At 63.9% G+C, this 19,955-nt stretch carries 19 protein-coding genes; 9 read left to right on the top strand and 10 right to left on the bottom strand.

All coding sequences use genetic code 11. The annotated features are described in order from the left end of the window. Nucleotide 1 precedes the first annotated feature (1 nt). From ACRSCF_RS28810 to ACRSCF_RS28795, 4 genes are read right to left on the bottom strand one after another with little or no spacing between them, the layout of a single operon-like run. Nucleotides 2-787, bottom strand: coding sequence for a carbohydrate ABC transporter permease (locus ACRSCF_RS28810; RefSeq protein ID WP_017405783.1), 786 nt, complete (start codon nt 785-787; stop codon nt 2-4). Between the two features lie 44 nt (nt 788-831). Next, the gene (locus ACRSCF_RS28805) at nt 832-1,704 is read right to left on the bottom strand and encodes a carbohydrate ABC transporter permease (protein WP_026062490.1); all 873 of its coding nucleotides are present in this window, start codon (nt 1,702-1,704) and stop codon (nt 832-834) included. A gap of 9 nt (nt 1,705-1,713) precedes the next feature. Continuing rightward, nucleotides 1,714-2,856, bottom strand: coding sequence for an ABC transporter ATP-binding protein (locus tag ACRSCF_RS28800; RefSeq protein ID WP_017405785.1), 1,143 nt, complete (start codon nt 2,854-2,856; stop codon nt 1,714-1,716). Further along, on the bottom strand, nt 2,849-3,562 hold the full coding sequence (locus ACRSCF_RS28795; RefSeq protein ID WP_017405786.1) for an HAD family hydrolase: 714 nt from the start codon (nt 3,560-3,562) through the stop codon (nt 2,849-2,851). Before ACRSCF_RS28795 ends, ACRSCF_RS28800 begins: the two co-directional genes overlap by 8 nt. A gap of 116 nt (nt 3,563-3,678) precedes the next feature. Here ACRSCF_RS28795 and ACRSCF_RS28790 point away from each other — a divergent pair, with 116 nt between their 5' ends. The 3 genes from ACRSCF_RS28790 (at nt 3,679) to ACRSCF_RS28780 (ending at nt 6,062) form a co-directional block, all read left to right on the top strand. Further along, a complete protein-coding gene (locus tag ACRSCF_RS28790; protein ID WP_017405787.1) occupies nt 3,679-4,482 on the top strand; it encodes a DeoR/GlpR family DNA-binding transcription regulator in 804 nt (267 codons plus the stop codon). 108 nt (nt 4,483-4,590) lie between these two features. Beyond that, a complete protein-coding gene (locus ACRSCF_RS28785; protein WP_146100201.1) occupies nt 4,591-5,070 on the top strand; it encodes a hypothetical protein in 480 nt (159 codons plus the stop codon). Between the two features lie 275 nt (nt 5,071-5,345). Continuing rightward, nucleotides 5,346-6,062, top strand: a complete 717-nt coding sequence (locus ACRSCF_RS28780; RefSeq protein WP_017405789.1) for a Crp/Fnr family transcriptional regulator — start codon at nt 5,346-5,348, stop codon at nt 6,060-6,062. 15 nt (nt 6,063-6,077) lie between these two features. Here the strand turns inward: ACRSCF_RS28780 and ACRSCF_RS28775 are convergent, their stop codons facing one another. The 4 genes from ACRSCF_RS28775 to ACRSCF_RS28760 all read right to left on the bottom strand — a co-directional run bounded on the left by ACRSCF_RS28775 (nt 6,078) and on the right by ACRSCF_RS28760 (nt 10,460). After that, a complete protein-coding gene (locus ACRSCF_RS28775) occupies nt 6,078-6,713 on the bottom strand; it encodes a response regulator (protein ID WP_017405790.1) in 636 nt (211 codons plus the stop codon). A 117-nt stretch (nt 6,714-6,830) separates the two neighbouring features. After that, complete coding sequence (locus ACRSCF_RS28770) at nt 6,831-7,571, bottom strand: Crp/Fnr family transcriptional regulator (protein WP_017405791.1); 741 nt, start codon at nt 7,569-7,571, stop codon at nt 6,831-6,833. A gap of 1 nt (nt 7,572) precedes the next feature. Beyond that, on the bottom strand, nt 7,573-8,415 hold the full coding sequence (locus tag ACRSCF_RS28765; RefSeq protein WP_017405792.1) for a response regulator: 843 nt from the start codon (nt 8,413-8,415) through the stop codon (nt 7,573-7,575). Continuing rightward, nucleotides 8,409-10,460 (bottom strand): PAS domain-containing hybrid sensor histidine kinase/response regulator, encoded by a 2,052-nt coding sequence (locus ACRSCF_RS28760; protein WP_017405793.1) that lies wholly within the window; start codon nt 10,458-10,460, stop codon nt 8,409-8,411. Before ACRSCF_RS28760 ends, ACRSCF_RS28765 begins: the two co-directional genes overlap by 7 nt. 111 nt (nt 10,461-10,571) lie before the next feature. On the opposite strand from ACRSCF_RS28760, the gene ACRSCF_RS28755 reads away from it, so the two are divergent. From ACRSCF_RS28755 to ACRSCF_RS28745, 3 genes are all read left to right on the top strand, one after another. Continuing rightward, nucleotides 10,572-11,474 carry a hypothetical protein gene (locus tag ACRSCF_RS28755; protein WP_017405794.1) on the top strand — a complete coding sequence of 301 codons (903 nt, stop codon included), beginning with the start codon at nt 10,572-10,574 and terminating at the stop codon, nt 11,472-11,474. 130 nt (nt 11,475-11,604) lie between these two features. After that, complete coding sequence (locus tag ACRSCF_RS28750; RefSeq protein WP_026062493.1) at nt 11,605-12,174, top strand: cytochrome b; 570 nt, start codon at nt 11,605-11,607, stop codon at nt 12,172-12,174. After that, nucleotides 12,171-12,878, top strand: coding sequence for a VIT1/CCC1 transporter family protein (locus ACRSCF_RS28745; RefSeq protein WP_017405796.1), 708 nt, complete (start codon nt 12,171-12,173; stop codon nt 12,876-12,878). The genes ACRSCF_RS28750 and ACRSCF_RS28745 overlap by 4 nt, the downstream gene beginning before the upstream one ends. Nucleotides 12,879-12,895: 17 nt before the next feature. On the opposite strand, the gene ACRSCF_RS28740 is transcribed toward ACRSCF_RS28745, so the two are convergent. Then, nucleotides 12,896-13,156: a hypothetical protein gene (locus ACRSCF_RS28740; RefSeq protein WP_146100200.1), complete on the bottom strand. Its 261-nt coding sequence runs from the start codon at nt 13,154-13,156 to the stop codon at nt 12,896-12,898. Nucleotides 13,157-13,240: 84 nt separating this feature from the next. Between ACRSCF_RS28740 and ACRSCF_RS28735 the strand changes: the two genes are divergently transcribed. From ACRSCF_RS28735 to ACRSCF_RS28725, 3 genes are all read left to right on the top strand, one after another. Next, a complete protein-coding gene (locus ACRSCF_RS28735) occupies nt 13,241-14,812 on the top strand; it encodes an oleate hydratase (protein ID WP_017405798.1) in 1,572 nt (523 codons plus the stop codon). Between the two features lie 75 nt (nt 14,813-14,887). Further along, complete coding sequence (locus ACRSCF_RS28730; protein ID WP_432675171.1) at nt 14,888-16,543, top strand: Na+/H+ antiporter; 1,656 nt, start codon at nt 14,888-14,890, stop codon at nt 16,541-16,543. Between the two features lie 100 nt (nt 16,544-16,643). Continuing rightward, a complete protein-coding gene (locus ACRSCF_RS28725) occupies nt 16,644-16,859 on the top strand; it encodes a BON domain-containing protein (RefSeq protein ID WP_203400415.1) in 216 nt (71 codons plus the stop codon). 96 nt (nt 16,860-16,955) lie between these two features. Here ACRSCF_RS28725 and ACRSCF_RS28720 read toward each other — a convergent pair whose 3' ends face one another. Continuing rightward, a complete protein-coding gene (locus ACRSCF_RS28720; protein WP_003049965.1) occupies nt 16,956-19,871 on the bottom strand; it encodes a Tn3-like element IS1071 family transposase in 2,916 nt (971 codons plus the stop codon). Nucleotides 19,872-19,955: the final 84 nt, after the last annotated feature.

The raw sequence follows: 19,955 nt of genomic DNA, 5'->3' as shown, positions 1-19,955 counted from the left end.
TTTAACCCTTGACGCCGGTGAGCGTCACACCTTCGATGAAGCGCTTTTGCGCGACGACGAACAACAGCACCAGCGGCGCCGTGATCAGCACCGTGCCGGCCATCAAAGGACCGAACGCGCTGCCTGCTTCCTCATTGCGGAAGAACATGGTTCCCAATGGCGGTGTCGCCAGATCGGGTGAATTGATGACCAGGAGGGGCCAGAAATAGTCGTTCCAGTGCCAGACCACCGAGAAGATCGAGAACGCCAGCAAGGCGGGCATGGCGGTGGGCAGCATCACGCGCCAGACGATCTCCAGCTCACCCATGCCGTCCAGCCGCGCGGCATGGATCAGGTCGTCGGGCACGGTGCGAAAGAACTGCCGCATCAGGAAGATGCCGAACGCCGACACGCTGAAAGGCAGGATCAGCGCGCCCATCGTGTCGAGCAGACCTGCGTGGTACAGCATCACGTAGAGTGGGATGGCCGTGGCCTGGTACGGCACCATGAGCGCAAGCATCACCAGGCGCCATGCCCACGGCTTGCCGCGGAACGACAGCTTGGCGAAGGCGTAGGCGGCAGGCAGCGCCACCAGGATCTGAAGCACCAGGATCCCCGCGCAGACGAGAACGCCGTTCCACAGGTAGCGCAGCAAGGGGACCTTGGTCAGCGCCAGGGTGTAGTTCTCGACCGCGGCAAAGCGCGTCGGAAAGAGATGGATCTCGCTGCCGAAGATTTCGTCGGCGGGCTTGAGCGAGGTCAGCACCATCCAGATGAAGGGCATCAGGAAGACGAGCGCCACGGCCATCAGGACCCCGTGGCGAAGGATCCGAAAGGAAGGAGAAGGACGTTTCATGCGTAGTGCGTCCGGCGCTCCAGCGCGGCGTGCTGGATCTGGGTCAAGAGGAAGATGCCTGCAATGAAGACGACCGTCATGGCGCTGGCGTAGCCCATGCGGAAGAAGCTGAAACCTTCGGTGTAGATCGTGTGGAGCAGCACCTCGGTGGCCTTGTTCGGCCCGCCCTTCGTGAGCACATGCACGGTGTCGAAGACCTGCAGGGCGCGGATGGCGCACACGGTGATGACGAACAGGGTGGTGGGGCCCAGCAACGGCCAGGTGACGAAGCGGAAGCGATCGAAGGGGCGTTCGATGCCGTCGAGTTCTGCCGCATCGCGCACGTCGCGAGGAATGCCCTGCAAGCCGGCCAGGAAGAACACCAATGCCAGCCCCGACATCTGCCAGATGCCGATCGCGGCGAGCGAGTACAGCGCGAGCCGCCGGTCGTTGAGCCAGTTCTGGGGCGAGAGGCCGACCTGCATCAGCAGGTGATTCACGAGCCCGGCGCTCGGATGCAGCAGGAACTCCCACACGACCGCCATGGCGATCAGCGTCGACGCGGCCGGCATGAAGAAGGCGGTTCGGTAGAAGCCGCGTCCCGACCGATCGGACTCGATCAACAGCGCGAGGCTCAGGCCCAGCACGATCGAGCCCCCGGTGACGAGAACAAGGTAGACGAGGGTGTTGGCGACGGACTTGCGGAACACCGCGTCCGACCAGAGTTCGGCGTAGTTCTGCAGGCCGACCCAGTTCAGCGTGGTCGCGCCGAACTGCCAATCGGTCAGCGACATCAGAACGACGGCCAGCACGGGGATGAACAGCAGAACCGTCGCAAGAAGTCCCGCGGGTGCGAGAAGCGACGCTGTGGAGAGGGGATGGATGCGCATCGTCGGCTTTCAGGCAACCCGGGCCAGGACGTCGCATCGATCGATCGACAGGCGCTGACCGCCTGCGTCGAAGACATGCAGCGCTTCCCACGGGACCGTGACCTCGAACTCGGCCCCTGCGCGCGCAGCCGTGCCGGCCGGGAGGCACACGATGCAGGCCTCGCCCTGGCTCGGCAGGGTCAGCGTGGCCATCAATTCGGTGCCCGCATATTCCACATGGCCGACCACGCCGCGCACGGTGAGGCCAGGCGCCCTCGCCAAGGTGACCGCCTGGGGCCGGAAGGCGACATGGCAGGGTCCGCTGTTCCCCGGGGTAGCCGCGATGCGTTGCGCCAGGCAATGGATCTCGCCGTTGGCGAGGATCTCGCCCGGCACGACGTTGATCCGCGGCGCGCCGACGAATCGCGCGACTTCGAGGCTTCGGGGTCGCATGTACAGATCTTCGGGTGGCGCGACCTGAAGGATGCGGCCTTCGCGCATGACCGCGACACGGTCCGACATGGACATCGCTTCATGTTGATCGTGGGTGACGTAGATGAACGTCACGCCCAACTGGTCGTGAAGCTGGCGGATTTCGGCGCGCAGCGCATGCCGAAGGTTGGCGTCCAGGTTCGAGAGGGGCTCGTCGAACAGGAAAACGGAAGGGTGGCGAACCATCGCACGCGCCAGGGCAACGCGTTGGCGCTGGCCGCCTGAGAGATGCGCCGGCTTGCGATCGAGCAATCCGTCGATGGCGAGTCGTCGTGCGACCTCCTGCGCGCTGGCATGGATGTCGGCGAGCCGTCGCCGCACCCCGGGGGACACCAGGCGTGCCCCCGGCAGGCGACCCCAGAATCCGAGGCCACGCATCACCAGTGGCATCGAGATGTTCTCGCGGACTGTCATGTGGGGGTACAGCGCATAGGACTGGAACACCATCGCGCAGTCCCGCGCGCTGGGCGACAGGGCGAGCAGGTCGCGGTCTCCCATGCGGATCGTGCCCGTGTCGGGCGTGTCCAGGCCGGCGATCAGCTTCAGCAAGGTGGACTTGCCGCAACCGGATGCGCCGAGCAGGGTGAGGAATTCGCCGTCGCGCACGGTCAGGTCGAGTTCCTGAAGAACGGCAGCGCTGCCGAAGCGCTTGGTCAGGCCCGAGATCTGGATGTCAGACATGGTGAGTCGTCTCCGCCGTTGACTGAGTCGATGTCCGGGCGGCCATCCAGCTGTGGAATTCCGCGTAGTCCGAAAACGCGACGACGTACGGGCGCAAGTCGTCGGGGTTGGCCGCGTAGCCGCCCAGGTGAGCCGCCAGCCGTACGCCGGCGGCCTGGGCACATGCCGCGTCGATGCCGGAGTCCCCGACGAAGAGAACCGTCTGCGGCGTCGCGCCCAGTTGGGTGAGTGCGAGGTGCAACGGCGCGGCGTCCGGCTTGGGATGCTCGGCATCGCCCAGGCCGACGATCACATCGAAGAAGCCGGTGAGTGCTGCCTTGTCCAGCAGCGTGCGTGTCGAGTCCTGATCGCGGTTCGTGCAGATCCCCAGGGCGATGCCCTGCGAACGAAGCATCGACAGAAGCTCGAGAGCACCGTCGTATGCCACCGCTTTGTGCAGCCAGTGCGATGCATAGCGTTGCTGGAAGGCCTTCTCGAGGCGCGAGGCCAGCGCGAGTGGCACAGACGCTGTCTGAAGCCGGAGCGCGCTCTGGAAGAGGGCGGTGATGCCCTGGCTCAAGGCCGGACGAAGATGCTGCGGCTCGATGGCCTGCAATCCGGCCAGCACAAGTACCTCATTGGCCGCCGCTGCGAGGGAGGGAAGGGTGTCGAAAAGGGTTCCATCGACATCAAAGACGACTGTTCGTATTTGATCGTTAGTGTTCATGAACTGGATGTTACGAACATGATGAGTCAAACTCGTGACAAATACGGGCGGTACAGTTTCCGCACCGATCACGCGCACACCTCGCGCGTCAACCGTCCTGAGATGCAAGAAAACAGATGCTCAAAGCAGCTCGCCAGAAAGAAATCGTCGCCCTGTTGCAAGGAGGGGGCGTCGTCGAAGTCAGCGTGCTGGCTGAGCGTTTTCAGACCTCGCCCATCACCGTGCGGCGCGACCTCATCGAATTGCAGGAGCGGGGTGTGCTGGCCCGCACGCGAGGAGGGGCGATTCCCGGCAACGAGGTGTATGCGGAGGGTTGGGCGCGTTACGAGAGCGTGAGCTACGCGGAGCGGGAGAGGGAAAACTACCGCGAGAAACGAGCCATCGCAGAACTCGCAGCCCAATCCGTGTCGGACGGTGATTGCATCCTGGTCAACGGTGGGACCACCTGCCGACACCTCGCGGAAGCGCTGCGAGGTCACCACCATCTTCACGTCGTGACCAACGGACTCACCGTCGCGATGGAGTTGGCCAAGAGCAGAAACGCCACGGTGCATCTATTGCCCGGTACCGTGGATTTTCAGAAGATGACGAGTGTCGGTCGCCTCGAGACAGGTGCTTTCGAGAACATCACCGTGAGAGCGGCCTTCCTCGGCGTCCACGGCATCTCCGCGAGCGGGGGCATCGGCATGTTGACACCGGAGGAGGCCGTGATGAACCGAGCCTTCGTGGACGCCGCCCAGTCCGTCAATGTCCTCGTCGACTCCTCCAAATTCAAGGCGCAGGCCATTTTCAGGATCACGCATCTCGACAAGGTCGCGCGCGTGTTCACCGACGATGGCATCACCGATGAGGTGCGACATTCACTGGAGAAGGCCGGTGTGGAGGTGTTGGTGGCTCACGCCGAGGAGAATGGTCACTAGGACGCAAACCGTCATCCCCTGACCGGCCAACGGTTTCCGTTCGCCAGCGTACAGACATGTGCACGATCCGGCCCGAGGATGAACGCCAACGCCCATCTCCGACCCGCCATGAACGCATTGCTGTCACCGCCTCCAACCCCTGCCACGGGAGGCTCCGCGTCCGCGCAGGCGATGAACGAGCCGCTGCAGAAGCAGAGGGGGGTCAGGTTCTCGGCGGGTGCGCACGACGATGACGCTTGTGCCGCCGTGCTGCTTTCGATCGCCGAATGCAGGACGTTGCGTCCTGTGTCCGTCGAGGTGCTGCCGTTTCTCTGCTCCTTTGCCCACCGCCTCAGGCACACCTTCGACGGTTGCGTTGACGTCGCTGTGGACGTCGACCGAGCGTGTTCTGCGTGGACGGTCGACAGGGACGCACTGGAAGAGGCGCTGCTGGAGGTCGTGCTGGGGTCGGTGTGTGCGATACGTCGTCGGGGGCGATTGACGTTGCGGGCCTCCGTCGACGATCGGAGCAACCAACGCAGCACGGTGCTGACGGTGTTCAACAAGGTGCCACACGAAGATTGTTCGACATTCAGTTGGAGAAACTGACTTGCTCTGGCGCTTGATTCCTCCTCACCGACATCCACATCGTCGACATCGCCCGAACCGGGAGAAATCGTCTGTTCGGTAGCGCACTTAATACCGAGATAGACAACGATCGCTTGCGATTTGCGACACCGCGAAAAATGCAGGCAAATCCCTGCACCGGCTGGTCGCCAGCACGGCTATAAGTTCGCCAGCGAACAGATCAGGGGGAATCTTCGAGCCACCCCGGCTCGACGATATTTCGATCGTTCAAACGATCCTCTTGACTGGAACCTCGAATGCCGACCATCGACCAACCGAAGAAGAACCATTTGCTGGCCGCACTGCCCGAGGCGGAGTGGTCGCGGTGGCTTCCACAGCTCGAGCCCGTCTCCTTGCCGCTCGGGAAAGTGCTGTACGAGTCCGGTGGGGTGCAAAGCCACGTGTACTTCCCGACCACCGCGATCGTCTCGCTGCTTTACGTGATGGAGAACGGCGCCTCGGCGGAGATCGCAGTGGTCGGGAACGAAGGCGTCTTGGGCATCTCACTGTTCATGGGGGGTGAATCCACGACCAGTCGCGCTGTCGTCCAAAGCGCCGGGCGTGCCTATCGGTTGAGCGCGGCCGCGATGAAGGACGAGTTCAATCGAGCGCCGGTCCTTCACCTCTTGCTTCGCTATACGCAGGCGCTGATCACCCAGATGGCGCAGACGGCCGTGTGCAACCGCCACCACACGCTGGACCAGCAACTGTGCCGCTGGCTGTTGCTCAGCCTCGACCGGTTGCAGGGCAACGAGTTGATCATGACCCAGGAGCTGATCGCCAACATGCTTGGCGTGCGCCGGGAGGGCGTGACGGAAGGCGCGCTGAAGCTGCAGAAGGCCGGGCTGATCCAGTACGCGCGTGGGCGCATCGAGGTGCTGGATCGGGCCGGCATCGAGCAGCGCAGTTGCGAGTGCTATGCCGTGGTCAAGAATGAATACGACCGGCTGCTGCCCGATCGAACGGCGCATTGATGCAAGCGCGCAGCATCAGGCGATGAGCCGGTTGTTGATCGCGTAGTAGGTCAGATCGCTATTGGTGGACAGGTTGAGCTTCTCCATCAGGCGGGTGCGGTAGGTGCTGACGGTCTTGACGGACAACGCCAGTCCCATGGCGATTGTGCTGGCGGTTTCCCCCTTGGCCAGTTGGCAGAAGACTTGGAACTCGCGTTCGGACAGCTGCTCATGCGCCGCGCAACCACGGCCTCGATGCAGCTGCGTTGGCAGCAGTTCGGTCACTTCCGCCGAGAAGTACCGGCGGCCCATGGCCAGTGTCCGAACGGCCATGATGAGTTCGCTCGGCGCGCAGTTCTTGTTCAGGTAGCCACGTGCACCTTGTCGCAGCGACTCGAGCGCGTAGTGCTCTGCGGGGTGCGCAGTGAACAGCAGGATGCTGACCTTCGGCGCAGCAACGTGGAGGGACGCCAGCGTGTCGAAACCGAGCTGTCCTGGTGCGGGAAGATCGAGGATCAGAACGTCCGGTGGCATCGTGCCTGTGACCCGTTCCATCGCATCGGCGGGCAACCTGGCCTCCCCGACGATCCTGAGGTCGGTGTGCTCGGCAACCAGTCGGCGAAGACCCGCGCGAACCACCGGATGTGGGTCCAGGATGGCGATTTCGATCATGTGAGCTTTCGTGAGCGCCAACCGCGAAGGCGGGGCAGGGTGCCACTGTCGGCGTGACACGCAGCACAGTCTGTACGCTGCCGAACGAAAGCGAAGGAGACCGGCATTCAGGGGATCTCACGGGTGATTGCTGGACGCATCATGGTGATGGGTCGAGACCATGAGCCGGCCCGTCTCCTTTTTCACCACGCCATAGCATTCGCAGGCGCGGGCATTGAGCCCGGCGCGGTTGAGCACTGCGATGTGGCCGCGTCGGTACCGGATGTGCCCGGCAGCCTGCAGCTTGCCGGCGGCTTCGGTGATGCCTTCGCGTCGCACGCCCAGCATGGAACCGATCAGCTCCTGCGTCATGGTCAGTTCGCCTGAAGGGATGCGGTCGAGCGTCAGCAGCAGCCAACGGCACAGTTGCTGCTCCACCGAGTGATAGCGGTTGCACGCGGCGGTCTGCGTGGTCTGCGCGATGAGCGCCTGCGTGTAGCGCAACAGCAGCCGCTGCAGCGCGCCTGCGCGGTCAAACTCGCGTTGCAGTACGGTGCGGCTCAGCCGAAACGCCAAGCCGGCGGTCTGCACCACGGCGGACCCCGGCGTGCTGCCGCCGCCCATGAAGAGGGGGACACCCACCACCCCCTCATGGCCGACGCCTGCCGTCTCGGACGATGCACCCGAGGTCGTCACGTAGTGCAGCGAGACAATGGCCGTCCCGGGGAAATAGGCGTGCTGCAACGGCACGCCAGATGCGTAGAGGGCGTCTCCGAGACGGAGCGTCACGGGTTCCAGGGAGGCGGCGATGGCGGCAAAGTCCGGTGGGGGCAGGGCGGCCAGCAGGTGGTTCTTCCGCGGGTCATGGAAGGTGTCCACGCTAGCGGCTCGCGATCGGGTGGATGCCATCCTCGGCAAACTCGACCCCGATGCCGCGGTAGCCGACGAAGCGGCACGATTCGTCGAAGATGGGCTCCCCGCTCACGCGAAAGTGTTGTCGAACGCCATCGGCGCCAGCGCGCGAAAAGACAAAATCCAGAAAGGGCTGGCGATTGGCGATGAGCTTGCGCAGCGCCTCGCGCTGCGTCTCGTCCCAGCCCGTTGCCGCCATGAACAGTGCAGCGCCGGGTGGGGCTTCCACGGGCAGTCCGAGCATCTCCATCGCCGGTCCCGACAGGTTCAGCAACCGGCCTTCCCCGTCTTCCTCCCAGTGCCAGTCGGACGCCAGCTGCGTGAGGCGCCGATAGCGCGCCTCGCTTTCCGCCAGCGCCGCCGTGCGCTCGCGCACTGTCTGCTCGAGGACCTCGTTGTAGCGCGCCAGCTCCTTGTAGAGCAGCCGCACTTCCAGCATGTTGTGGATGCGCGTCTTCACCTCCAGTAGGTCGAAGGGTTTGCTGATGAAGTCTCTCGCGCCGGCTTGCAACGCACGCAACTTGTGTCCCGGCTGGGCCGTGAGCACGATCACCGGCAGATAGCCGTTGGTCGCCACCGTGTCGAGCCTGTCCATGACCTCGAATCCGTCCATTTCCGGCATCTGCAGGTCCAGCAGGATCAGGTCGAACGGGCTGTCGTGGTGCAGTGTCTCGACATCCCTTGACGACATCGTGGCAACGACGTTGGTGTACCCGGCTTCGGCGAGCACACGCTCCAGCAGTTGCACATTGGCGGGTTCGTCGTCGACGATGAGGATGCGCGCATCGAGCACGTCGTGTGGGTTCAGCATGATGTGTCTCCAGGGATGGCCGTTGCGGCAGCACGGCTCCGCGCCGCCGTCATCGCCGAATCAAGCGTTTCCATGAACTTGTCGACCTTGATGGGTTTGGTGAGGTAGCGGAAGAAGCCCGCTTCGAGCCCCTTCTCGATGTCCCGGGCCATCGCGTTCGCGCTGAGCGCGATCACAGGCATGCAGGAGGTTCGCGCGTCACCGGCCAACGCACGCAGGGCCTCGAGGCCGCTCATGCCCGGCAGGTTGATGTCCATCAGGATCACGTCGGGCTGGCGGCTGCGCGCGATCTGGATGCCGCGCTCCGCGTCCCTGGCGCTGAGCAGGCGGATGTCGGGGCGGCGGGCGATCAGCTTCTCGATCAGAAGCAGGTTGGCCGGGTTGTCCTCCACGCAGAGCAAGGTCTGGCGGGGCGCGTTTGCGTCGCCTCGGGCGCGAGGAAGGGGCTCGAGTCTTGCAAAGTCGGACCCGAGTTCAGGTGCGGCCGCCGCGTCCAGTTCGATCCAGAACGTGCTGCCGACCCCGACGGTGCTCATGGCGCCGATGGCGCCGCCCATCAGCTCGATCAGGCGCTTGCTGACCACCAGGCCGATGCCGGTGCCTTCCTCCGTGCCGGATTCCTGGCCCAGCCGGTTGAAGGGCTGGAACAGCTGGGCCAGCTTTTCAGGAGGCAGGCCTGGGCCGGTGTCTTCGAACGTCACCCGCACACGCCCCGTGCCAGCGTCGTGGCATGCGATCTTCACCGAACCGCCCGGTCGGTTGTACTTGATCGCGTTGGACAACAGGTTGACCAACACCTGCTTGACCCGGGTTCGGTCAGCCTTGACGAAATGAGGGCAGGCGAGCCCCGGAAACATCACGGCGATACCGCTCTTGCGGGCTTGCGGCTCGATCATCGCCTGGCAGTCGGTCAGGACGTCCGCCAGCGCCATCGATTCCGGAGACAGTGACAGCTTGCCGGATTCGATCAGCGACAGATCCAGGATCTCGTTGATGAGCGCCAGCAGATACCACCCGGCAACCAGCACCTGATCGATGCTCTCTTTCTGCGGCGGTGTGGGGGCGGGTGAGCCGCTATCCAGCAGCTGCGCGAAGCCGAGAATCGCGTTCAGCGGCGAGCGCAACTCGTGGCTCATGCTCGACAGAAACTCCGACTTCGCCAGGTTCGCCTTCTCGGCAACTTGCTTGGCATGCGCCAGGTCGGCATTCATGAGCAGCCGGGCTTGCGCAGCTTCCATGCGAGCGGTGACATCGGTGCGGATGGAGATGTACTTCTGGGTCTGTCCCGCTTCGTCGAGGAAAGGGGCGATGACGCTGTCGACCCAGTAGAGCGATCCGTCCTTCGCACGATTGCAGATCTCTCCTCGCCAGCGTTCGCCCGCGGTGATGCTGCGCCACATGTCGATCCAGAATGTCTCGCTCTGCACACCCGAATTGACGATGCGGTGCGTCTGACCAAGGAGCTCGGCCCGGCTGTAGCCAGAGATCAGGCAAAAGCCGTCGTTGACCTCGACGATGCGTCCAGACCGGTCGGTCACGGAGACGATGGAGTGCAGGTGGATCGTTTGCAGCAGGGCGTCGTGCTCGCGCTTGGCCGCCTCGGCCTGCTTGCGTGCACTGTTGTCCGTTGCAATAAGGAGGTAGCCGATGATCGCTTCATCGGCGTCGCGCAGTGCCGTGACCGAGACCACGACGGGGAAGCGGCTGCCGTTCTTGCGGATGCAAGTCAGTTCGTAGATGTCTTCGATGCCGTGGGCGGCTTTGAAGACCAGCGCATCAAACCCCGGAGCAATCGGCGTCGACAGCTCGATGCTCAAGGCCTTGGCCCGAGCGATGAGTTCTGCCGGGTCTGAAATGTCTGCGGGCGTGATGCGGTCGATGACTTCAGCAGCGGTATAGCCGAGCATGCGTTCCGCGCCCACGTTGAAAATCTGGATCACACCGTTCGCATCCGTGGCGATTTTGGAGAACATCGCGCTGTTGAAGATGGCGGCCTGGAGTGCGGCGGCCTGGCGGAGGGCGTCGGACTGATTCTTTGGGGGCATTGGGTTTCCTGAGCCGGACAGGGTTGCAGGCTGGCCGCGCGGCGTCGGTGCGTTAGGGCACATAGGGCGCATTGGCTGCACGCGACGGCGTGTGTGCGCTGGCAGACAGTCATGGATGTGCCCATCGGGAATGCTCCGGTCTCCTCCATCCAGTGCATGGCGAGTCGCCATGCAGCACCCGTGAAGCAGACCGCACAACGTCTTTTTTTCGCCCTGCGACCGGCACTGTTCGTCCTGGCGTCGCTCGCATGCGCTGGCACCGCTGTCGCGCAACCGGCCGAACTCAGCGTGGCCTACCGCGAACAGGTCCCGCAGCGGCTCGACCTTCCGCCGGATGCGGTTCTGCATTACGCCGAACTCGCACGCGAGCAGTTTCAGCGCGCAGGTGTGCCATTGCTGGGTTCGCAGTACGTTGCGGTGGTCGACCGCAGTCCGCAGGTGCAGGCCATCCTGGTCTATTGGGTTGCGTTGGGCGAGCCAGCCCTCCTGATCGGTGCCTCACCGGTGTCGACGGGTCGGGTCGGGCAGTTCGATCACTTCGAGACGCCGCTCGGCGTGTTCGATCATTCGCTTTCCAACCCCGACTTCCGCGCGGAAGGCACTCGAAACGAGTTCGGGTTCCGCGGCTATGGTGCCAAGGGGATGCGGGTGTACGACCTGGGCTGGCAGAAGGCCCGGCGAGGCTGGGGCAAGGGCGGTGACAGCACCATGCGGCTTCAGATGCATGCGACCGACCCGGTGCTGGCGGAGCACAAGCTGGGGAGCGTGCAGTCCAAGGGCTGCATCCGGATTCCAGCGGCGCTCAACCGGCTGCTCGATCATTTCGGTGTGCTCGATGCCGACTATGAAACGGCAGCGAGCGCGTCCGCCCTGGCCGAAGGAACGCCACCTTGGGTGCTGGCGCAGGATCGACGGCCGATCAGCGATGCCGGGCGCTATCTCGTCGTTGTCGACAGCCAGCGCGACACGCGCCCGGACTGGTCGCCTGCGCCGTTGCCGTTGCCGTTGCCGTGATGCTCTGTGCGCTGGCAGACGGTCGGCGTGGCCGATTTGCGTCAATGTGAGAAGGACGCAAGGAGACGCGTGCGCATTGCGAAGGCAAGCCGCTGTGAGACTCCGCGCGGCGCAATCTCCGGAAGAGACAATGAACCTGAAAAACACAAGCAAAGCATTCAGCAGCGCCGTCATCGACATGCATTGGTTGACAGCGCTGCTGCTGGCCGCGGTCTATGCATGCATGGAACTTCGCGGCTGGGCACCGGAGGGAAGTAGCTTGCGCGCCAGCATGAAAGCCCTTCACTTCTCTTTGGGCCTCTGCGTTCTTCTGACTGTGGCCGCGCGTCTCGCGGTGCGCTGGACGGCGGGTGCGGCGCCGCCCATTGTTCCGGCGTTATCGGCGACGCAAGGGTTGCTCGCACGGCTAGGGCACGTCGCGCTCTATGCGTTCCTCATCGCGATGCCTATCCTCGGCTGGCTCACGCTCAGCGCGGCGGGAAAGCCCATCCTGCTCTTTGGCGCAGCACTGCCTGCGCTGATGGCGCCCGACGAAGCACTGGCCAGCCAGGTCAAGGCGCTGCACGAAACGCTGGCGACGATCGGCTACTTCCTGATGGGTCTGCACGCCGCAGCGGCGCTGGCGCATCACTACCTGCGGCACGACAACACGCTGGTGCGCATGCTGGCATCACGGCGAAAGAACGGAGGCAACCGGTGACATCCCCACGCAGCCGCGCCCACAGGGAACGCCACCGCACCGACCGTGTCGGCTGGCTGCGCGCAGCCGTGCTGGGTGCCAACGACGGCATTGTGTCGACGGCCAGTCTGGTGGCCGGCGTAGCGGCGGCCCATGCCAGCCACGGAAGCATCCTCACCACGGCGATCGCCGGGCTGGTGGCCGGGGCCATGTCGATGGCCGCCGGAGAATACGTTTCGGTTCACTCGCAGGCCGACACGGAGAAGGCCGACCTCGAGCGGGAACGCGTCGAACTGCAGACCGAGCCGGCTGCCGAGCACCGCGAACTGGCGGCCATCTATGTGCGCCGCGGTCTCGATGCCACGCTCGCGAAAGAGGTCGCACAGCAACTGATGGCGCACGACGCGCTCGGCGCGCATGCGCGCGATGAACTCGGCATCTCGACCGTGCTGAGCGCTCGGCCGGTGCAGGCCGCGCTGGCCTCCGCAAGCAGCTTTGCGGCCGGTGCAGCGCTGCCGTTGGGGGTGGTCATGCTGGCCCCCCATGACGCGTTGATGCCTTGGCTGTGCGGCAGCACGCTGGTGTTCCTGGCGGGTCTCGGCGCGGTGGCGGCGCGCGTCGGCGGCGCCGGCATGGTCGTCGGGGCGTGGCGGGTCACGTTCTGGGGTGCGCTGGCCCTCGGTATCACCTGGGGTGTCGGCGCACTCTTCGGCGCCGCGGTCTGACGACGCAGGCCCAGGCGTCAGTCCAGCAGAACCAGGTCGCCGCGGGCTGCCGCGCCTTCCACGTCGTTCAGCGGGAGCATGGTGCAGTTCTGGCCCTTCGCCCCCCAGATCACTTCGACCACCGGACCCTCCATCTTCTCGATCAGGCACGGGCCTTTGGGGATGGTGCGATGCCGGCCATCGTCCCCCCGATAGCGCATCGCCGCGGTGATGCGGGCACTGTGCATCGTCAGCGGCTGTGCCGGCGTGGTCGACGGGGGCGTGTGTGGATCAGGCATGTGCGCATGTTCGCCGCGGCCGGCCATTCTTTCCGTTCGCCAGCGCACAGACCTGGCGCTGCCCGGCCCACTAGCCTCCAGGCCATGACTACTCCACCCGAAGCCTATCTCGTCGGGAGCGGCATCGGCTCGCTGGCCGCGGCCGCCTTCATGGTTCGCGACGGCCACATCCCGGGCGATCACATCACGATCTTCGAAGCCGGTCCGGTGGCGGGCGGCAGCCTCGACGGCGCAGGCGATCCCGTGAAGGGCTACTCGCTGCGCGGAGGGCGGATGCTGACCACCGACAACTACGAATGCACCTGGGACCTGTTCAAGACGATCCCCGCGCTCGGCGAGCGCGTTACCACCGTGTTCGAAGAGACGCTCGCATTCAACGAAAAGCACAAGTCGCATGCGATGGCGCGTCTGGTCGATCGACGGCGTGCCAAGGTGCCGGTGAAGTCGATGGGCTTCTCCATGCAGGACCGGCTGGAGCTCCTCAAGCTCAGCACCGCCGATGAAGCCACGATGGGCGCCAGCCGGATCACCGACTGGTTGTCGCCAGCTTTCTTCGAAACCGAGTTCTGGTTCATGTGGGTGACGACCTTCGCGTTCCAGCCCTGGCACAGCGCGGTCGAGTTCAGGCGTTACCTGCATCGCTTCGTGCTGGAGTTTTCTCGCATCGAGACCCTCGGGGGTGTCAAGCGGACGGTTTTCAACCAATACGACTCGCTGGTGCGTCCGTTGCAGGCCTGGCTGGAGGGGCAGGGCGTCCACTTCGTGATGGACTGCATGGTGACCATGCTCGACCACACCACCCGTGAAGACCGCCTGGTGGTGACCGGCATTCACACGACGCATCAGGGGCAATCCGCGCGCATCGCGGTGGGAGACGGCGACCTGGTGTTTCTTCAGAACGGCTCCATGACCGATTCGTCCAGCCTCGGTTCGATGAGCGAGGCACCGCCGCAACGCAGCAAGACGGAGGGGGGCGGCTGGACGCTGTGGGAGAACCTGGCAACGAACCGGCCCGGCTTCAGCAACCCGGGGGCCTTCAACAGCTGCATCGCGCAGTCCTGCTGGGAGTCGTTCACCGTCACGCTGCAGAACCCCGAATTCTTCGATGCGATGGCGCAGTTCAGCGGCAACGAGGCGGGCACCGGCGGCTTGGTGACCTTCAAGGATTCGAACTGGCTCATGTCGATCGTGCTGGCCCACCAGCCGCACTTCATCGACCAGCCGGCGGACGTGCAGGTGTTCTGGGGCTACGGCCTGTTGCCAGACCGGGTCGGCAACTTCGTGCCGAAGCCGATGGAGCAGTGCAATGGGGCGGAGATCCTTCAGGAACTCTGCGGCCACCTGCGCTTCGACCTCTCGACCGTTGAGACGGGCAACTGCATTCCCTGCCGCATGCCCTACATCACCAGCATGTTCATGCCGCGCATGCCCGGCGATCGGCCGCTGCCGGTGCCCGCAGGCTCCCAAAACCTTGCATTCGTCAGCCAGTTCGTGGAGCTGGCGGACGATGTGGTCTTCACCGTCGAGTACTCGGTGCGGGCGGCGCAGACGGCCGTTTATGAACTGCTGCACATCGACCGCAAGATCCCGCCCGTCACGCGCCACGACAGATCGATCAAGGCGGAGTTCGAGGCCTTGGTCAAGGCATTCGAGTGAGCCCGAGTGCGAGTCCGGTCAGTGCGAATCGCTGCTCGATAGTGTCGCGATAGCCGAGGCCTACCCGCCGACGACATGGATGCGACACGTCTCGTTCTGATCATGCTGCTGGCCGTCGTTGCCAGCCGTCTGATCGCCCGAGCCGTGCGCCTGCCGGTGCCGCTGATCCAGATCGCGCTCGGATGCGGCGTGTTCTATTCGGGCCTCACGTCCGTGGCGCTCGACCCGGATGTGTTCTTCCTTCTGTTGCTGCCTCCACTGTTGTTCCTCGACGGATGGCGCATCCCCAAGGACGACCTCCGGCGCGATGCGCCGACCGTCGTCACGCTGGCATTGGGGCTGGTGGTCTTCACGGTGCTTGGCATCGGGCTGCTGATCCATTGGTTGATCCCCGCGGTGCCGCTGCCGGTGGCGTTCGCGCTGGCGGCCGTGATCTCGCCGACCGACCCGATCGCCGTGTCGGCCATCGCGGGCCAGACGCCGCTTCCATTGCGCATGCGCCGCATCCTCGAGGGCGAAGCGCTCTTCAACGACGCCTCGGGCCTCGTGTGCATGCGATTCGCCGTCGCCGCCGCGCTCACGGGGTCGTTCGGACTCTCGCAGGCGCTGCTCGACTTCCTGTGGGTCGCCTCGGGTGGGTTGGGCGTCGGGTTCGCCGTGACCTGGCTGGTGACACGTGCGCGCTCGTCGTCGCCGTCAGTGCTGGTGGGCGACGACGGCGGCGCGCAGATCCTTGCGAGCGTGTTGATTCCCTTTGGCGTGTACCTGCTGGCCGAAGCCCTGCATTGCTCGGGCATTCTGGCCGCCGTCGCGGCCGGCATCACGATGGGCCACAGTCCACATGCGCACTGGCAGGCGGTCACGCGCATCCGGCGCACGGCAGTATGGGACACGTTGCAGCTGTTGGCCAACGGCAGTGTGTTCGTGCTCCTGGGCGAGCAGATTCCGTCGATCCTCGCCGGTGCGGGCGAGACCGTACGAATAACGGGACATCACAACCCGTGGTGGCTCGGTGTGTATGTGCTGGGCATCGTCATCGCCCTGGCTGCGCTGCGCTTCGCGTGGGTCTGGGCATCGATGAAGGTCGCCTACCTGGGCATGCAGTCCCTCGTGCAGACGTCCCACGGCCAGCGGTGGCGTGTGGTGGCTGCCATGTCGGTGGCGGGCGTGCGGGGCGCCGTCACGCTGGCAGGCGTGCTCACCTTGCCTTTGGCGCTGAGCGACGGCACACCCTTTCCGGGCCGCGATCTGGCCATTTTTCTAGCGGCCGGTGTCATCCTGATGTCGCTTCTGGTCGCCACCGTGTTGCTGCCACGCGCGCTGCGGGGCGTGGTGTTGCCTGAGACGTCCCGTGTCGCCCAGGAGGAACAGGCCAGAGCATGGGCAGCCGAAGCCGCCATCGGTGCGATCGAACGTGCCCAGCTTGCTCGCTTGCTCCCAACGTCTACAAGCGCCGGCGTCGACGCCGGTGTCTACGCGGCAGCGGCGTCCCGTCTGATCGCACTTTATCGGCAGCAAATCGATATGGATCCTGGCAAAGCTGGCGCCGCAGACCGGCGGCACGCAGCCGATGCCATCGACAGCCAACTGCGCCTGGTCGGGCTGCGTGCCGAGCGCGATGAAATTCTGCTGCGCGCCCACGACCACCGGATCAGCGACGCGACGCAAGCGCGCATGGTGCGCGAGATCGATCTCCAGGAGGCGCGTTACAGCGGTGCGCAGGCGGGATGACGCTTGCCGACGAATCATCGTCGCCGCGGAGGTGCGTTGGCGCACAGACCTCAGAGGCCGTTGCCGCACAAGCTGCCTCTTTCCAACAAGGATGACAGTCATGACCAAAACCGATAGCCAGATCCAGCACGACGTGCTGGCCGAACTTGCGTGGGAGCCTTCGGTAGGCGCCGCAGCCATCGGTGTCGAGGTCAAGGACGGCATCGTGACGCTGGCCGGCCATGTGGCCAGCTTCAACGAGAAGTGGGAAGCCGAGCACGCAGCTCTGCGGGGTCTCCTCGTTTTCAGTGCAATAAGTGACGGTACGAAAAGCTAGCACTGGCGCGGAGGTGGTGTTGGTAGATCGTTGATTTCATTGACTTTCCTGTTCACTTTCAAATCTGCGATTCGTGGCGTCAAACCGTGGTCGGTTTCATCCATTGGTGCCAGTTATCGATGCATTTGGCCGCGAAGGCAGGATTTGGTCAGCATAGCGGTCAACCGGGAAGCGAAACACACCCCGCAAGTTGATGCTCTCCAGCCTGGTGGGCGCAATCTTCCCGATCAGTTCCGGTGGAATGACCTGGCGGCGGTTCGACCAGCGATCCAGGACCGCCTGCATCTGTGAGGTATTCCACGCCATCACGATGTTGGCCATCAGGCTCAACGCATCGGCCACAGCCTGCATTTCATCGACACGTTTGGCCTGCGCCGGGCTGATCCGGCCGGTATAAATGGCGCGCTTGAGGGCGTTAACAGCCTCGCCCCGATTGAGCACCCGGCGCAACTCGTTCCTGAAAGCGTCCTTGACAAAGTAGTCAGCCAAAAACGCCGTACGCAGCAACCGCCCCAATTGCACGCCAGCCTCATAGATTGGATCGCCCTGGGCGGCAGAACCGAACCGCGCAAGAGCTGCCACCGCACTGGCATGTCCGCTCATGACCGAGGCTGCCAGGTGCACCAGACTATCCCAATGCTTTTCGATCAAAGCGACGTCGACATTGGCTTCGCACACCGCAGCGATTTCTGCGGGCACTTTGGTGCCGCGTGGCACAAAGAGGTGGCGCTGTTTGAGTTCCTTCAACCGCGGGCAAAGATCAAAACCAAGCAAACGGGCATGTGACATGGCAAAGTCGGTGTAGCCATGGGTATCCACAGCAAGCTGGCTGGTCTCCAGCTTTTCTTGGCGGATGACACCTTCAATGGCCACGCCCGCCTGGCGCTCATTGAGCACAAAGGGCTGCGCATGGAAGATGCCCCACCGGTCTTTTACATGGGAGTAGATTCCAATGGAAGGTGTGTTGCGCCGAGGATCAAGCCGGGCTTGCCACACCCGTTTGGTGGTCTCCATGCTCATCATGTCAGAAGATGCCAAATCGGACCGCCCCCAGGTGGCGGCAATCGGGTGTCGCTGCATGAATTCCAGCACAGCCTGGCAGGCCTGGCTCAGACGCCGTTCGTCCCGCGCCCAGCGCATGGCCTGGCGAATGCTGGTGGCAGACAATTGCGGAATCATGCGCGCGCATTCGACCGCAGTCAGACTGGTGCCGTGGGCCATGATGCCGGCATAGACCATCAGCAGCTCGTCGGTAGAGCGCGGCTCACGTCCGAGCATGATCCAGCTAAAGCGCACCTGGGCGTCAACGGCCAGAATCACTTCCGGCAATTGAACCTCACCGATGCGGTGATCCAAAGCCGCGCGCAGCTTGGTCACTTCTGGGTCTTCGTCCTCTGCGGGCAATGGCGACAAATGGAGTTCATCATCCACGCGCAGTACGCCACTGCGGGCTGCAGCGGCCACCGCATCGACACCGGCAGTTACTCTGGCCAGCAAAGGCTTCAAGAAAGTGGCAGCCTTGCTGGGTAACGATAGACGGGCATAGTGTTTCTTGGACTCTGCCTGCCAACGCTCGTCCGTGAAGAACAAGCGCGCACGACCCCGAAAGCTCAGGCTGTGCTCAATCCAGACCGAGCCATTGCGCACCGCGCGGCGCAGGGCAAACAGGGTGGCCACCTCCAACGCCTGAAACGCCCGTTCCCGGTCTGGGCTGGAGATCGAAACCTGCCAGATCATTCCCAGACTTGGTGCCACCACTTCAACTGGCAGCTTTCTGGATCCTTTGAGATATAAAGCTTGCAGCTTGGCAAGGTACTCGATGGCAGGATGCTCGCCGGTGGCCTGCCAGGGCAGCTTTGCAATGGCGACGAGCAACGACCGCACGGGGCGAATTCCATCAATCAATCCCTCGCGGACCAGGGAGGCCCTGCTCGGTGGTTTGCGTTTCTGGGTTTCGGTGATCAAGGCTTCAAGACGGGCACGCAACTCAGCATCTGGCACCGCACCTTGCGCGCTCAAGGCAACAAGTTCGCCGAGCAGCGTTTTGTACATTGCGGCCCAATTGACGGTAGCGGGGACATCGGCGGCAGCCTGACGCCACAGATCGGCGATCCGGCGCTGCACCATAAGGATCAACTGGTCTGTGGTGGTGAACAGGCAATACCGAAGAAAGCATGCGACCTCCACGGTGCGCGCTGGCTCTTTGATCTTGGCTCCGGCTGAGGGCGGCCTGGAGACAAGTCGGCGCGCGTAGCGGCGCAAGATGAGATCGGGGATGTCTGCCAGGTGCTTATGAACGTCCAGCGTGTAAAGCAGGTCGATGCGCTCCAGTACCTCGCTGATTTGGCGGGTTGAGTGTTTCGCCGGTGCAGCCCATAGCCAACTCTGCTGGGTTTGTCCATCTGGGCGCAGCTCTGAAACTGAGGCTCGCCAGCGATCAAGTGTTGCTGGATCAACGCTGGCGGCGATGGCGGTGCCTGTTTCAACTTCAAGCTGGGCAAGTGCCGCCGCAATCAGTGTCCGAATTGCCCGCTCGTGCACGATCACCAGCTTGTTCTTGTACAGCCATTGACGCGCCCGCACGAGTAGCTGATCGCGGTCGGCGCAGCGCGCCACTTCGTCGCGCAGTTCACGTACCAGTGAGCGGCGCTGGTGCTCGCTCATCCACTGGAATCCAAGGACCGTGCAGGCTACTTGTTGGTGATCGAATAGCGTGCGCCCGCGTTCATACATGGCTCTCAGCGAGGCGACTTCTGGTGCTGCAATGCCAAGCTCGTTGCCAAGGTGGCGCCACAAGGCTACTGGAATTACCCGAAAGGCACCGAGCAAACGCCCACTCATGCGCAGGAAACCAATATGGAGCGCCAGACCAAGCTTGTGGGAATCACCTCGGCGTGCATTGATTGCGTCGCGCTCGGCACCATCGAAGGTGAAAAATGCCTTCATCTCGAAGTCGCTGATATCGCGGGGGAGCCCACGCATCCCCAAAAACGTTGTGTGCCAACCCTGCATCGTGAACCTCAAAAGTGGGAGGCCACCATACCCGTTTACAAAGCGAACAGGAAAGTCAATGAAATCAACGGTCTACCCAGACCA

This window comes from Delftia sp. 11MD (genome assembly GCF_050907895.1).
Taxonomy (GTDB): Bacteria; Pseudomonadota; Gammaproteobacteria; order Burkholderiales; family Burkholderiaceae_C; genus Comamonas; species Comamonas tsuruhatensis.
This window is presented reverse-complemented; position numbering and strand designations above follow the sequence as displayed.